This is a genomic window from Mesorhizobium loti, assembly GCF_003148495.1.
In the GTDB taxonomy this organism is placed as follows: domain Bacteria; phylum Pseudomonadota; class Alphaproteobacteria; order Rhizobiales; family Rhizobiaceae; genus Mesorhizobium; species Mesorhizobium loti.
Genome location: NZ_QGGH01000001.1, coordinates 880,840 through 894,974 on the forward strand (window position 1 = coordinate 880,840; position 14,135 = coordinate 894,974).

Below are 14,135 nucleotides of genomic sequence, written 5' to 3' on the forward strand. Positions count from 1 at the left end.
AGCATAGGACCGGCATTTGACCAGCGCATGACTCCGAAAAATCAGAATGGATTTTCGCGCACGGTGCTGCCGGATGCTGGCACTTTCCCGTTCACTGCAATTGTGCTTTGGCAGTGACGTCACAGGGAGACATCGTCATGGCTGGAGGCGAGCGCGCAAAGATGGCGGCCGGCGAATGGTACACGTGCCTCGATGACGAACTGGAGGCATTGCGGGTAATAGCGCGTGACGCGGTGTTCGAACACAATTCGCTGCCACCCCGTCAGCGCGGAAACCTCGGGCCTGGCCTGAAGGCTCTGCTCGGCAAAGCCGGCGAGGGGGCTCGCATCGAAGCGCCGTTCCACTGCGCCTATGGTTTCAACATCTTCCTCGGAGATGGCGTCTTCCTCAATGCCGGATGCACCATTCTCGACACGGCAAACGTGCGTATTGGCAAGGCAACGCTGCTTGGCCCCAATGTGCAGATCTACTGCGCCGAGCACCACAAGGCGGCCAGTGGGCGGCAGGCCGGACTGGAGATCGCCAGGCCGGTCGAGATCGGCGCCGATGCCTGGATCGGCGGCTCAGCCGTCATCCTTGGCGGCGTCAGCATCGGTGAAGGTGCCATCGTCGGCGCCGGCGCGGTGGTGACGCGCGACGTGGCCGCGAACACCACCGTGGTCGGCAATCCGGCACGAGCGGTCAAGCGGAACTGAACAGATCAGGACGACAGGACGTACGTCATGCGCTCGTCCTGATCAGCCCGCCTGGAGAACTCACGCCGGTATTGTGCCGGCGATGTCTTGAGCCTTGCGGCGAAATGCTGGCGCAGCGACGTGGCGCTGCCGAAGCCGGCTTCGAAGGCCACCATGTCCATCGATTTCTCCGTTGCCTCCAGCAGGCGCTGCGCCAGTTCGATCCGCTGGCTGGCCAGCCATTCGCCGAAACTGGTGCCGATCGATTTCTGGAATCGGCGGGTGAAGGTGCGACGGGCGAGGCCGGCGGCCTCGGCGACGCTGTCGAGGCTGTGCGTCTCGCTAAGCGTCGCTCGAACCGCGTCGAGGGCCTGGGCGAAACGGTCGGCGTCCGCGCTTCTTGCCACCGGATGCTCGATGAATTGCGCCTGCCCGCCCTGCCGATGCGGGGAAAGGACGATCTGGCGGGCGAGCCGGAGTGCTGCTTCCGCGCCATAGCGGGCGCGCACGAGATGGAGACAGCAGTCGAGGCCGGCCGCGACGCCGGCGGAGGTCACGACGTCGCCATTGTCGACATAGAGCACCGTGGCATCGACGGCGATGTCGGGATGGAGTGTTTGCAACTGCTCGGAATAGGCCCAGTGCGTCGCGGCTCGGCGGCCCGAAAGCAGCCCGGCCGCGGCAATGGCGAAGGTTCCGAGGCACAGGCCGACGATCAAGGCGCCGCGCCCGTGCGCTCTGCGTAGTGTCTCCATCAACAGCGGCGACACCGGTTCGCCCAGATGATGCCAGCTTGGGATGATGACGATGTCGGCGCCGTCGAGCCCGTCGAGCCCATGCGGCGCCGCAACGGTCAGTCCGGCCTCGGTGTGGATCGGGCCGGCCTTGGCCGCGCAGATGCGGAAGTCGAAGCGCGGCAGGCCAAGCGCCGTCCTGTCCTCGCCGAAGACCAAGCACGGCACGGAAAGATGGAACGGGCTGATGCCGTCGAAGGCGAGGACGGCAATGGTCGGGTTGGTCATGTTTGCTTCCGGCAGTTGAAAGCGGATTGTCCCAATTCTTTCGAATGATGTCAATCGGGCCACTTTCGACTGTCTGGGAACCCGCCTATTTTTGATCCATCGCATTCAAGCCGGAAAGGAAAACACCATGTCTGACCCAGCCAACACCACGCCGCGCCGGGCGCTGATCGTCGTCGATGTGCAGAACGACTATGACGGCGGCAATCTCGCCATCCAGCATCCGCCATTCCGCGACAGCGTCGTCAATGTGGCGCGCGCCATGGATGCAGCGACTGCTGCCGGTATCAAGGTGGTGGTCGTCAAGCAGATGGCGCCCGAGACATCGCCGATCTTCGCCAAGGGCAGCCATGGCGGCGAACTCCATCCCGAAATCGCCAGGCGTGAGCGCGATCATTATGTCGAAAAGAACCTGCCCTCCGCCTTCACCGGCACTGACCTCGAGGACTGGCTGCGTGCCAACGCCATCGATACGATCACCGTGGTCGGTTACATGACGCACAATTGCGACCTGTCGACCATCATCCACGCCGTGCATATGGGCTTTGCCGTCGAGTTCCTGTCGGATGCGACCGGCTCGGTGCCTTACGCCAACAGCGCCGGCTACGCCTCGGCCGAGGAGATCCACCGCGTGGTGACGATCATCCTGCAGTCGCGCTTCGCCGCCGTGCTCAAGACCGCCGAATGGGTCGAGTGCCTGAAGACAGGCGCGCTGCCGGAACGTGACACGATCTTCGGCTCCAACCAGCGGCGCTGTCACGCAGCGCTGCCTAGGGCGATCCGAAAACGAAAAGGGCGCCGCATCGCTGCGGCGCCCTTTTCGTCGAAACTGCAAAGTCTCAGAACAGGCCTTCGATCTGGCCGGCCTCGTTGAGGAAGATCTTTTCCGAGGACGGAGCCTTGGGTAGGCCGGGCATGGTCATGACCTCGCCGCAGATGATGACGACGAAGCCGGCACCGGCCGAAAGCCTGACCTCGCGAACCGGCACGGTGTGACCGGTCGGCGCGCCGCGCAGGTTCGGGTCGGTCGAGAAGGAATACTGGGTCTTGGCCATGCAGACCGGCAGGTGGCCGTAGCCGGCGTCTTCCCAGGCCTTGAGCTGGTCGCGCACCGACTTGTCGGCAATCGCTTCCGAGCCGCGATAGATGCGCTGGACGATGGTGTTGATTTTCTCGAACAGCGGCATGGCATCGGGATAGAGCGGCGCGAACTGCGAGGCGCCGGATTCGGCCAGCGCCACCACCTTGTTGGCAAGCTCCTCGATGCCGGCCGAGCCGTGGGCCCAATGCTTGCACAGGATCGCTTCTTCGCCCATCGAGGCGACATAGTCCTTCATCGCCTGGATCTCGGCGTCGGTGTCGGAATAGAAGTGGTTGATGGCAACCACCGCCGGCACGCCGAACTGGCGGATATTCTCGATGTGGCGGCCGAGGTTGGCGCAGCCCTTCTTCACCGCTTCGACGTTTTCCTTGCCGAGGTCTTCCTTCTTGACGCCGCCATTCATCTTCATGGCGCGCACGGTGGCGACGATGACCGCCGCCGCCGGCTTCAGTCCAGCCTTGCGGCACTTGATGTCGAAGAATTTTTCAGCACCAAGGTCGGCGCCGAAGCCAGCTTCGGTGACGACATAGTCGGCAAGCTTGAGCGCCGTCGTGGTGGCGACGACCGAATTGCAGCCATGTGCGATGTTGGCGAACGGGCCGCCATGGACGAAGGCCGGGTTGTTCTCCAGCGTCTGCACCAGATTGGGCTGCATGGCGTCCTTGAGCAGCACGGCCATGGCGCCGTCGGCCTTGAGGTCGCGGGCATAAACCGCCGACTTGTCGCGACGGTAGGCGACGATGATGTCGCCGAGGCGCTTTTCAAGGTCCTTCAGGTCGGTGGACAGGCACAGAATGGCCATCACTTCGGAGGCGACGGTGATGTCGAAGCCGCCTTCGCGCGGGAAGCCGTTGGCGACGCCGCCGAGCGAGCAGATGATCTCGCGAAGCGCGCGGTCGTTCATGTCCATGACACGGCGCCAGACGACGCGGCGGGTGTCGATGCCGAGCTCATTGCCCCAGTAGATGTGGTTGTCGATCAGCGCCGAAAGCAGATTGTGCGCCGTGGTGATGGCGTGGAAGTCACCGGTGAAATGGAGGTTCATGTCCTCCATCGGCACGACCTGGGCATAGCCGCCGCCGGCGGCACCGCCCTTGACGCCAAAATTCGGGCCGAGCGACGCCTCGCGGATGCAGACGATCGCCTTCTTGCCGATGCGGTTCAGTCCGTCACCAAGGCCGACCGTGGTCGTGGTCTTGCCTTCGCCGGCCGGCGTCGGGTTGATGGCGGTGACGAGGATCAGCTTGCCGTCCTTGTTGCCCTTCACCGACTTGATGAATTCGGCTGAGATCTTGGCCTTGTCGTGGCCGTAGGGCAGCAGATGTTCGGTCGGGATGCCGATCTTCTGGCCGATCTCCTGGATCTGCTTTTTCTTGGCGCCGCGCGCGATCTCGATGTCGGACTTCACTTCGGCCATGACGGCTTTCCTCTGGATTGGACTGTGGAGGGGACGGGTTTGATCTTACTGGCAAGCAGGTTGGAACCGGGCGCGGGCATGTTCTAACCCTGTCGCGGCCGCGGCGTCAACTTGCATGCAACTATGTTTCCTATGAAGAAAATTCCTCTGCGGACCGGCCGACCTGTCATCGGTTCTTCCTGGCTCCGTTGCCGCGCCGTATAGAAGCCAGAGGACGCGTCGCTCCGCCGTCTCAAAACAGCCGCACAATGCACGGAATGCGACAGAGGCGACGGCGCAAATTCGCCATCGCATGCCTAAAGCGCACCGCGCTTTAGGCTTTTATTTTTATGCATCTCGTTCTCCCAAAACCGGGACCACTTTTGGACGACATGCATTGGGCTGAACAGCCTTACTGCGTTAGAACGTTGCTGATTTCGACCATGTTGGAGCGCACCCTGAGCACATAGAAGCCCATCGTCGTCAGATGCGTCGGCAAGATCCAGCCGTCCTCGCGGCCATTGGCGATGATGAAGGGCTGGATGCGCAGCGCCGAGACGAACTGCGAGTCCATCGTGTCCCACAGGTTCTGCAGATGCTTTTCCTTGATGACGTCCTCGAAGTCGGCCTGGGCGCCCTTCATCAGGCCGTAATAGCCATAGAGCTGGCCATAGGCGAACCAGAAGCGGTCGTCGGCGCGGAAATCGAACCAGCCATTGTTGTGGTTCTCGGCGCGTTCCTTGAGGATGGCCGAGGTCGAGCCGATGTCGGACGAGATGCGGTCGATATATTGTTTCAGATTGTCGGCGCGGGCGTCGAACGTCGCCTGGCAGGTGGCGAGGCGAGCGTTGAAGGAACGCAGCATGCGCACGGCGTCGCGATAGTAGCTTGGCGTCGGCGTCTTGGGGCCGAACGGATTCAGGCCGAAATACCAGGTCTCCTCGTCGAACTGCAGGTTGCCACGGGCATTCTGCAGATCGCTGTCGATCTGCGAGGTGGTGCGCACACGGCCGAGATTGTCGGCAAGTTCCGTCGCGGTGCGCCGCACCGCCTGGTTGATGCCGCGCTGGAACGAAGCCTTGTTGTCCATCCACGGCGTGTTGTCCCAGTCGATGCCGAACAAGCCGAGCTTGTAGAGGATCATCGACGAGATCCAGGCATTCTGGTTGACGTTGAAGTCGGTCAGGTCGGCGGCTACCTGGGCGATGCCGGAATTGCCGCAGGTCTTGGCGGTGTCGGTGCCGGCGCCCGCCGAGACCTGTTCGCCGGCGGAGACATTGCGCTTCTCGAACGTGTAGGTGTCGGGATAGTTCGGGTTGAAATTGTTCCACCACTGGGTGGCGTAGAAGAAGTTGGCATAGAGGCCGATCAGCACCAGCACAGCGACGCCGACCGCCGCCTTGAGGATCCAGCCGCGCTGCGTGTACCAGCGCCCGGCCCACAGGAACGGCCACAGGATCACGCCGATGAGCAGGCCGATGCCGCGGCCGATCCACTGGAAAATCCGGGTGAAGAAGTTCACGATCGGATCAAGCATGGCGATGTCACCCCCTCAAAGCATAATGCCAAAAAGTTGCAGACTTTTTGGATAACATCATGCGCCAAAACAACAAGTTAGAACGAAATAACGGGTCATTTCGTTCTAGAGCAATTCCAGGAAAAGTGTGAAACGGTTTTCCGTCCGGAATTGCGTCAAATCAACGGGATAGAGCGGTTCGGCGTTTCCGTTAGACGGTGAACCGCTCTAGTCAGTCAGGCCGTAGAGGCGTGTGCGAAACGCCACCTTGTCCTTCAAATATGTGGTTTTGAGAACGTCCACAACATGCGATCGCCAGGCGTCGCTGAAGCCGTCATAGTCCTTGTAGAAGCCCTGCTTGTTGAAGATGTAGCGCGAGACGAAGTCCGACAGCACGAAATCCGAGATCAGCCGGTTGGTCAGCCAGGCGTCAGGATGATCCGGCTTGGCGCGGATCACCAGGAAGCGCTGCTGCGGGAAGACATCCTCGATCTTGAGGTGGCCGAGCTGGGCGATCTCGCGCTTGGCAGCGTTGAGGAAGGGAAAGTTGCCGTCTTTGGTGATCAGGTCGGCATGGCTCTGGATCCAGGTCTGCAGCCAGACCTTGTCGACATCGGTCAGGTTGCGGTTCGGCTCGGCATCGCGGATCAGCGCGCGCACCACCATCTCGGCGCGGTGCTCGAGATAGCCTGAGGCCTCGATCCAGGAGGCGCGCGGCAACTCGATGCGGCCGGTGGTGGCGAGGAACTTGAACACCTTGTCGGCGTCGTTGATCGAGAGATAGCTGACCTGCCACGGCCGCGAACGGCGAAAGCCAGGTGCAGCCGGATCGCTGATCACCGTCGTCATGTCCGGGTCGACGAACACGTAAAGGCCGCCGAAATGGCTGGTCCAGCAGGCGTTGTGGCGGAAGATCACCTGGTCCGGCACCAGCGCGTTCTCGCGGATGTCGCCGCAGATCTTGGCGAGCTCGACCATGCGGGTCAGCATGGCGTTGTCACGCCAGGCGTCAGGCTCCTGCTTCAGCCGGTCGACGAGCTTGCCGAGTTCGGCGGCCTTGCCCAACACATCCTCGGCTGACAGCACCTTGAACTCGACCTGGCTGATCGACAGCAGGTCCTCGATGTCGTTGACCTTGGGAACGGAATCCTCGATCTCGCCGTAGATGACGTCCTTGATGGTCAGCGCGTCGATGGCGCGCTGGTTCTTGGACATGAACTCGAACATCAGCTGCGAGGTGTTGGAGAAGGCGGTGTGCACCACCGGCAGGTCGATCTGCGACGGCGTCAGGATGATGAAGCGGCGGTTGACCTCGTTGGGATCGAGATAATCATAGTCACCGCATTCCTCGGCCACTTCGGGCGAGAAGCCGGTGCGGTCGATCTGGAAGCTCTTCAGCTTGGTCGGCTTCAGGCCGAATGCAGCCAGCGCCTTGTTATAGCGCTGGATCAGATGCGGCTCGTCGACCGTCAGCAGCCGGCCATAGATCAGCTCATTGTCGCGCAGAAGATCGGGTTTCTTGGCGTGGGTCATTGCCTACCTTTAGGCATTCCATAGCCCCTTCTTCTTCATCTCCTCCATCTCGCGCGCGGCCCGTTCGCGCAGGCGGGCGTCGCGCAGCAGCTTTTGCACAGCGGAGTCGTCGGACTTGTCGGAATAGCGGAACTCGCTATCGGCGTAGCGGTTGATCTCCTGCATGACCATGTCCATCGAGAACGGTCCGCGCAGTTCCTCGATCATCGCTTTCTTCTCGTCGTAGCCCTTGTGCATGAAGACTTCCGGCTTCTCGAACCAGTCGTCGGGAAGCTCGATGTCCATGGCGCGCATCTTGATGGCGTCGGTGACGTTCTTGATGGCGCGGCCGGTGAAGCGCGGCTCGGCATCCTTGATCAGGTGCAGATAGGTGCCGATGTCGGCCATCGACTTCGGCGCGCCGTTCTCCTTCATGTAGCGTTCGTAGACCTTGATCAGCCCGTCCTCTTGCGGCTTCTCGTGTTCCTCATAGGCTTCGGTCACGGCGCGCTGGATTTCCTGCGCGGCGTAGAGATCGTGGTCGCCGAGCGGGATCTTGTGGTTCTTGCCGGCGAGCAGCACGAAGATGTCGATGTAGTCGTCGCGCGACTGCGGCCCGTCGACCAGCCAGCGGGCGCCGGCGCGCTGGCGCAGCGCGTCGTCGACGTTCTCGGGATAGTTGGAGAACATGCCGAACGAGCAGTTGCCGCGCACCACGGTGGCGGCGCCGGCGAAGGCATCCATCAAGACGCCTGTGATCTCCTGCTGGCCGGCCGAGGCGCGGTCGTCGGAGCGGCGCGCCGCCACCTGATCGATGTCGTCGATGGTGCCGAAGCCGATGACGCGCGGGTTCAGCACATTGTTGATGAACTGGCGGCAGTTCTGGCCCGACTTGCCCTGGTAGGACGAGATCTGGTCGACGCCGAAATTCTCATAGGCGAAGGGATAGCCGGCGACCTGGCAATAGCCGTTGACGAGGCCGGCGATCATCTGGATCAGCGTCGTCTTGCCGGTGCCGGGCGCGCCGTCGCCGATGAAAGTGAACAGGAAGCCGCCGAGCTCGACGAACGGATTGAGTTCGCGCTCGAAGTCGTAGGCCATCAGCATCTTAGCGAGCTTGACCGACTGGTATTTGGCGATGTGGTTGCCGACGACCTCTTCCGGCTTCTTGAAGGTCATCACCAGCGGCTTGGAGCGCTTGCCCGGCGCGACGTCGAAACCATCGAGGGTGAAATCGTCGGCATCGATGCGGATATGGGCGTTCTCGAACGGGCCGATGCCGTCGAAGCGACCCTTGCGCGCCAGAAGCCCGTCGATGGCGACGCGGGCAAAGGCGCGTGCCCTTGTCATCAGGTCGGCGTCGTCGGACGATCCCGAGATTGCCTTGTCAAGGCCGGCGAGGATCGACTTCACCGCATCCTGCGGCGTGTCGAACAGGAAGTCCGGTTCGGGACTATCGTTGGGCGCCTCGCCGTCGCTGTCGATCAGCTGGAACAGATAGGAGGCGAGGCTGAAGGCTGAGATGTAAGCCGAGGCCGACAGAAGCTTCTTGAAGGTGGACGCCTCGTCGCCTTCGAGCGGTGCGCGCGTGTTCCTGGCCTGCAGGCTTTCGAGGTCCGAGCCTTCGGCAAAGACGTCCGATATGGCCAGCGCGATCGCCGTGCCGCGCCGGGCGCGAAACAAGAGCGTGTGCTGCGGAATGGTCAGCAGCTGGTCGTCGGGATGGACGGCGCCGACTGTCTTCGACAGCTCGACCTCGCGCGTGCGGCGCACCGAACCGACCGAGACGGTGGAGACGAAGCGGCGGTTGGTGCCGGCAAGTGCTGTGCCGGACTCGCGTGACGGATCCTCCAGCACGACAATGCGGGTGATGAAGCTCTGCGCGGTGGCGCGATGCTTCTCTATGGCGGCTTCCGGGATGGTGGTCAGGCCGGTATCCATGAAGGGTGCTCCGTGGTGTGACGGTCAGACGTCTGAGATGACCTGTCCGTTGGACAGGATGTGAACCTTGTAGCCGGCAAAAATCTTCTGCGCCTCGCCGGCTGCGTAGAGCGCCTGGTAGGCTTCGTGCGGGATCAGCGCATGGTTTTCGTAGCTCGACACGCCCTGGCGCGCGGCTTCCAGATCGTCGGTGTTGATGAAGAATTCCTGCGTCGTCTTCTCGCTCGAAAACAGCCCCTTGCGGCCGGGTTTCTCGCCCTTGGAGTAGACCTCCTGGATGGTCCAGGTCAGCAGCCAGGCATTTTCCGGCTTGCGCACCTTGGCCAGAACCTCGGTCACCGTCGAATTGTTGTCGGTGATGCCGGCCGAATAGAACGGGCCGAGCACGACGCGACGCAACTGCTTGGGGTGCAGCGGCTCGAAATCCTTGTCGAGGTTGACGGCGATGGTCGCCGGCGACAGCGTATAGGCGGAATTCTTCTCTGTGAAATCGTCGAAACGGTGGGCAAGCTCGGGATTGAGCAGGCCGTCGACCGGCAGCGGAATGTCGATCGTCTCGTTCAGCTTGCCGTTTCTGTCGACGAGCTGGCGGATCATCGCTTCGGAAGAATCCTCCACCGTCACCATGTAGACCAGCGGCAGGTTGGCACTGCCGTCGAACGTCGCCCAGTGGACGAGATAATAAGGTCGCGCCGTCTTCGGATTGACCGAGACGTTAGCCGTTTGCGCCAGTGTGAACGGGCCGAACGTGTTCTCGCTTTTCACGTCCTCGAGATAGAGCCGCTCGGCCATCGACTTCTGCAGCGCCTCGGGGAATTCCTTGTGGCGCAGGATGAAGTCGGCCATTTCCTCGCGCAACTCGCCGGCCAGCGGAATGTTGGCAAGCCGCGCATCGGCCTGGCGGCGGTCGTTTTCCAGTTCGAGCAGGTTCTGGAAGACCGGGAAGCCACTTTCGGCGCGCGAAATGCGGAACGTGTCCATGAAGCCTAGCCGGTTGCGCCAGCAGGCAAACGACTTGTCGAGCCGGGCAATGTATTCGGCGACGATCTTGGCGACGATGCCATGCCGGTAGAGCGGCGAGCGATCGTCGCGCATGAACACTTCAAGGCCGCTGAGCGCGGCCGTGATGGCGGAGAAATACCGTGCAGCCGCTTCGTTTTCGGGGGTCATGCCTGTGCGCTCGCGGGCAGTCCTGTCACCCCTAAGACTGCACGTAGTTTGCCGAATTGTGCTTCTTCAACACCTCGTCGAAGCGGCGGGCGAAGGCATCGTCGGCCAGCTTCTTGCGGCGCTGGATGTCGGCGCTGGCGACCATGTTCTTCTCGTGCATCTCGAGCAGGTCGCCGATGTGCTTCTGCGATGCAGCACCGATGCCGGCCATGGTTTCCTCGGCCGTGTTGTCGACCTGGCTGCCCAGCGTGTTGATCTTGTGGGCGACGTCCTGCTGGGCGGCGGTCTTCAGCGAATCTTCCAGCGCCTTGTAGAGCACGATGCGCTGCTCGGTATCGATGGTCAGCTTGTTGATCAGCGTCGATTGCGCGGCGATCTGGTTGTTGAGCGAATCAACGAAGGTCTGGAACATCGAGGTGTAGCGCTCGAGCGTCTGGCTTTCGGCCAGCAGTTCCTGCTCCTTGGCCTGCTTTTCGTTGTATTCCGTCGCCAGCTTGGAGCGGTCGCCTTCGAGCTGCGTGCGGTCCTTCTGGCTGGTCGAGGCTGCGATCTTGTTTTCGATGTCGAGCAGCATCGGATTGAGTTCCTCGATGCGCTTCTGCACGGCTTCGAGGTTGGTCATCGTGGTCTTGCGGCGCTCGATGACCTGCGACAGGCTGGTCTCGGAGGTCTTGTAGCGCTGATCGAGGACTTCTTTTTGCGCCTTCAGGATGCCGACGATGGTGTCTGACTTGACCAGCAGTTCCTGCAGATTGCCGGCCAGCGACATGTTGCGGACGCGGTCGGTGCGCATGCGCTGCTTGCTCTGGCTGGAGAAGACGCCGATGAATTTTTCCCAGCCGGTGTAGTTCTTCATGCTCTCGAACTCGGCGCCGAAGACGTTGGTGGCGTCCTCCAGCCCGATGATCAGGTCGGCGATGTTGCCTTCCATCACCTTCTGCTGCTTCAGCACGTCCTCGATGCGGGCGTTCTCGATGTCGAAATTGGCGTCGCCGATCTTCTTGTCGGCGGTGGCGAGCGTATCAAGCACGGTGCCGGACTGCTCGATCTTGGTGCGCATGTCCTGCACGACCTGCTTGGTCTTGGCAATTTCGGCGTCGAAATTCTGCAATGTCGCCATTGGGGCCTCCCGCTTCGGCATCACGTCGCTGGTAGCGAACAGCGGCGAATATATGTGGGGCATCCGGGGATTGAAAGACGCAAGACAACACCCGCCTCGAAAACAAAAGAATCCGTCGCGGTCTTGAAAGTTAGTGAAGGTGGGGTCATGGCGTGATTAGCTTGCCGGTTAGGCATAGTTCAGCTGTCATTGAACTTTCATGCGGCAAAGCGATGGCGCATGGATGCCTTTGTATTCGGCAAACCACTGAAGCAATCGTGGCCGCGATATGCGACGCGAAAGCCGGCTTTACAGAGGCGGACGAACAGCGGATCAGGGCTTGGGATCGGCCTTCAGATAGGCGATGACATTGGCGATGTCGTCGTCCTTGGTCAGGCCGGCAAACGCCATCTTGTTGCCGGGCACTTTCAGCTTGGGGGCCTTGATATACTCGGCGAGATTGGCTTCATCCCACACCAGGGCGGCAGCACCGGCACTCTTCATCGCCTCGGAGTAGTGACCAAGAAAACTCTCGGCGCTACCGGCGGTGCGGCCGACGACGCCCATCAAATGCGGGCCGACCTTGTCGCGGTCGGTGGCCGCTTCATGGCAGGCGATGCATCGGTTGAAGACCTTCTTGCCCAGGGCCGGGTCACCGCCGGCATGGGCGGCAAGGGAGGTGGCAAGGACAAGGGAGGTGGCAAGGAGAAGAAAGCTGGCGGACGAAGCGGCTCGAAACATGGCTGACCCCGGAGAGCTCTGGCTGTCGGCCTTATAGGGCCGAGGCCTTAACAAACGCTGCATCGTGGCGGGATTGCGGAAGACAGGCCCTGACAATGGTATTGCAAGTCAGGCCTGCTGTGCCAAGTCGCGGCGCAGGAAGTCATTCAGCCGTTCGACCGCCGGCGTCATCGACAGAGGGTTGCGCAGGATGCCGATTTCGAGGTCCGGCAGCACCGGAAGCCCTTCATTGCCGCCGATGATGCGCAGCGATGGCGGTACGCTGCGCAGGGCGAGGCCAGCCACCGCGAGTCCTGCTTGGACGACCGCGATCAGGCCAAGCAAAGAGGCGCTGGAATAGGTGCAGCGATAGGAGCGGTCGGCATCGCCAAGCGCCTGCAGGACATTCATCCTCGCGGCGCAGCCTGGTTCGAACAAGGCGACCGGAAGCGGGGCGGTCTCCCATGCCACATGGTTTGGCGAGGCGACCCAGACGAAACGTTCCAGCCGGATCACGTCGAGCGGCTGCTCCGGCAAGCGGGTGACGATGGCGAGATCCAGCCGTCCCTCGGCCAGCGTCTTCACCAGCGCGGTCGATTGTTCGCAGATCAGTTCCACCGTCACCAGGGGATGCTCCGCAGCAAAGCGCGACAGCACCGGCGGCAAGAGGAAGGCCGCGTAGTCGTCCGGCACACCCAGACGGACGCTGCCGATCTCCTTCGGCCGGGTGACGCTCGCCCATGCCTCATCCGACAGCTTCAGCAACCGGCGCGCATAGATCAGGAAATCCTCGCCGACGGCATTGGGGATGACGGTTCTGGGGCCACGCACCAGGAGCTGGTTGCCGACCATCTCCTCCAGCCGCTGCATCTGCATGCTGACGGCCGACTGGCTGCGGCCGACCCTGGGTGCTGCATTGGAAAGGCTGCCGCTCTCGACGACGGCGACGAAGGTTTTCAGCAAGTTGAGATCGAGTGGCGCGGCCATGGTGCTATCAGCATATCGAATAGATCATTCCAAATCTATTCGCTTGTTTGAAGGCCGTGCCGGTGACCAGATGGCTGGGAGTACCGGCTGGACGAAACACCCATGACAGACGCCTCGACAGCCCGCTTTCCGGCCGCGAGCCTTGCTCTGGCAATGGTTATCGCCGGCACGGTCGGCGCCTTCGCCACGGAATCGGGGCTGCATCCCGTCGCCGTCGTCTTCTGGCGATGTGTGTTCGGCGCGCTGTTCCTTTTCGTATGGTGCCTGTTGCGCGGCTATCTGCCGGACCGGACGCTGTCGCCATCCCGGCTTGCCCTTGCAGCACTTGCCGGCGTCTGCATGGTGCTGAGCTGGACGGCCTTCTTCGCCGGCTTCGCCATGACGTCGATCGCCACGACGACGATCGTCTATCATGTCCAGCCGTTCTTCGTGGTCCTGATCGGCGTCATCTTCCTCAAGGAACGCATCTCGCTCGACCAACTGTTGTGGATGCTCGGTGCGTTTCTCGGCGTCGTGCTGGCCAGCGGCCTCGTCTTCGCGCACGGCCATGCCGATGCCAACTGGGCGCCGGGCATTGCGCTGACGCTGGGCGGCGCAATGCTCTATGCCGTTACAACGATCCTGGCCAAAGGCCTTGGCCAGCAGCGCGCCGAAATCACGGTACTCTGCCAGACGGTGGTGGGGGTCGTCATGCTCGCCCCGTTCGCTGACGTCGGCCAACATATTGCGCCTGCGTCATGGGGCTGGCTGCTCGGCATCGGCGTGCTGCACACCGGCGTTGCCTACGTGCTGATGAATTCGGCCTTTCCGCGCCTGACGACACCGGTGATCGGCGTCATCACCTTCATCTACCCCGTCGTCGCCATCATCGTCGACTGGGCGATCTATGGGCATCCGCTCGGGCTGGCGCAGGCTGCCGGCATGGCGCTGATCGCACTGGCAACACTTGGCGTGCGGCTTGGTTGGCGGTTTCCGAGATCGCGTGTTTCGACCGTATGA

The 14,135-nt window shown here is 62.1% G+C and carries 12 protein-coding genes; 3 read left to right on the top strand and 9 right to left on the bottom strand.

Annotated features, from left to right (window positions below):
• Nucleotides 1–137 precede the first annotated feature (137 nt).
• Nucleotides 138–695, top strand: coding sequence for a sugar O-acetyltransferase (locus tag C8D77_RS04430; protein ID WP_109659665.1), 558 nt, complete (start codon nt 138–140; stop codon nt 693–695).
• 5 nt (nt 696–700) lie between these two features.
• Here the strand turns inward: C8D77_RS04430 and C8D77_RS04435 are convergent, their stop codons facing one another.
• Nucleotides 701–1,696, bottom strand: coding sequence for a GlxA family transcriptional regulator (locus C8D77_RS04435; RefSeq protein WP_109659667.1), 996 nt, complete (start codon nt 1,694–1,696; stop codon nt 701–703).
• Between the two features lie 127 nt (nt 1,697–1,823).
• Here C8D77_RS04435 and C8D77_RS04440 point away from each other — a divergent pair, with 127 nt between their 5' ends.
• The gene (locus C8D77_RS04440) at nt 1,824–2,567 is read left to right on the top strand and encodes a cysteine hydrolase family protein (protein WP_245951631.1); all 744 of its coding nucleotides are present in this window, start codon (nt 1,824–1,826) and stop codon (nt 2,565–2,567) included.
• On the opposite strand, the gene C8D77_RS04445 is transcribed toward C8D77_RS04440, so the two are convergent.
• From C8D77_RS04445 to C8D77_RS04480, 8 genes are all read right to left on the bottom strand, one after another.
• Nucleotides 2,533–4,212, bottom strand: coding sequence for a formate--tetrahydrofolate ligase (locus C8D77_RS04445; RefSeq protein WP_109659669.1), 1,680 nt, complete (start codon nt 4,210–4,212; stop codon nt 2,533–2,535). The two genes, C8D77_RS04440 and C8D77_RS04445, sit on opposite strands and share 35 nt — an antisense overlap.
• 391 nt (nt 4,213–4,603) lie before the next feature.
• Nucleotides 4,604–5,728: a DUF2333 family protein gene (locus C8D77_RS04450; RefSeq protein WP_109659672.1), complete on the bottom strand. Its 1,125-nt coding sequence runs from the start codon at nt 5,726–5,728 to the stop codon at nt 4,604–4,606.
• A gap of 207 nt (nt 5,729–5,935) precedes the next feature.
• The gene (locus tag C8D77_RS04455) at nt 5,936–7,240 is read right to left on the bottom strand and encodes a DUF6638 family protein (RefSeq protein ID WP_109659675.1); all 1,305 of its coding nucleotides are present in this window, start codon (nt 7,238–7,240) and stop codon (nt 5,936–5,938) included.
• Nucleotides 7,241–7,249: 9 nt separating this feature from the next.
• Nucleotides 7,250–9,160 carry an AAA family ATPase gene (locus tag C8D77_RS04460; protein WP_109659677.1) on the bottom strand — a complete coding sequence of 637 codons (1,911 nt, stop codon included), beginning with the start codon at nt 9,158–9,160 and terminating at the stop codon, nt 7,250–7,252.
• Between the two features lie 24 nt (nt 9,161–9,184).
• On the bottom strand, nt 9,185–10,330 hold the full coding sequence (locus tag C8D77_RS04465) for a hypothetical protein (RefSeq protein ID WP_109659679.1): 1,146 nt from the start codon (nt 10,328–10,330) through the stop codon (nt 9,185–9,187).
• Between the two features lie 31 nt (nt 10,331–10,361).
• The gene (locus tag C8D77_RS04470) at nt 10,362–11,450 is read right to left on the bottom strand and encodes a hypothetical protein (protein WP_109661265.1); all 1,089 of its coding nucleotides are present in this window, start codon (nt 11,448–11,450) and stop codon (nt 10,362–10,364) included.
• Between the two features lie 312 nt (nt 11,451–11,762).
• Nucleotides 11,763–12,170, bottom strand: coding sequence for a c-type cytochrome (locus tag C8D77_RS04475; RefSeq protein ID WP_109659681.1), 408 nt, complete (start codon nt 12,168–12,170; stop codon nt 11,763–11,765).
• Between the two features lie 108 nt (nt 12,171–12,278).
• On the bottom strand, nt 12,279–13,136 hold the full coding sequence (locus tag C8D77_RS04480; RefSeq protein ID WP_109659683.1) for a LysR substrate-binding domain-containing protein: 858 nt from the start codon (nt 13,134–13,136) through the stop codon (nt 12,279–12,281).
• 102 nt (nt 13,137–13,238) lie between these two features.
• On the opposite strand from C8D77_RS04480, the gene C8D77_RS04485 reads away from it, so the two are divergent.
• Complete coding sequence (locus C8D77_RS04485; protein ID WP_109659685.1) at nt 13,239–14,135, top strand: DMT family transporter; 897 nt, start codon at nt 13,239–13,241, stop codon at nt 14,133–14,135.

Excerpts from the sequence above, each read along its gene's own strand:
- C8D77_RS04430 (WP_109659665.1), top strand. The coding sequence starts at position 138 with ATGGCTGGAGGCGAGCGCGCAAAGATGGCGGCCGGCGAATGGTACACG.
- C8D77_RS04435 (WP_109659667.1), bottom strand. The coding sequence starts at position 1,696 with ATGACCAACCCGACCATTGCCGTCCTCGCCTTCGACGGCATCAGCCCG.
- C8D77_RS04440 (WP_245951631.1), top strand. The coding sequence starts at position 1,824 with ATGTCTGACCCAGCCAACACCACGCCGCGCCGGGCGCTGATCGTCGTC.
- C8D77_RS04445 (WP_109659669.1), bottom strand. The coding sequence starts at position 4,212 with ATGGCCGAAGTGAAGTCCGACATCGAGATCGCGCGCGGCGCCAAGAAA.
- C8D77_RS04450 (WP_109659672.1), bottom strand. The coding sequence starts at position 5,728 with ATGCTTGATCCGATCGTGAACTTCTTCACCCGGATTTTCCAGTGGATC.
- C8D77_RS04455 (WP_109659675.1), bottom strand. The coding sequence starts at position 7,240 with ATGACCCACGCCAAGAAACCCGATCTTCTGCGCGACAATGAGCTGATC.
- C8D77_RS04460 (WP_109659677.1), bottom strand. The coding sequence starts at position 9,160 with ATGGATACCGGCCTGACCACCATCCCGGAAGCCGCCATAGAGAAGCAT.
- C8D77_RS04465 (WP_109659679.1), bottom strand. The coding sequence starts at position 10,330 with ATGACCCCCGAAAACGAAGCGGCTGCACGGTATTTCTCCGCCATCACG.
- C8D77_RS04470 (WP_109661265.1), bottom strand. The coding sequence starts at position 11,450 with ATGGCGACATTGCAGAATTTCGACGCCGAAATTGCCAAGACCAAGCAG.
- C8D77_RS04475 (WP_109659681.1), bottom strand. The coding sequence starts at position 12,170 with ATGTTTCGAGCCGCTTCGTCCGCCAGCTTTCTTCTCCTTGCCACCTCC.
- C8D77_RS04480 (WP_109659683.1), bottom strand. The coding sequence starts at position 13,136 with ATGGCCGCGCCACTCGATCTCAACTTGCTGAAAACCTTCGTCGCCGTC.
- C8D77_RS04485 (WP_109659685.1), top strand. The coding sequence starts at position 13,239 with ATGACAGACGCCTCGACAGCCCGCTTTCCGGCCGCGAGCCTTGCTCTG.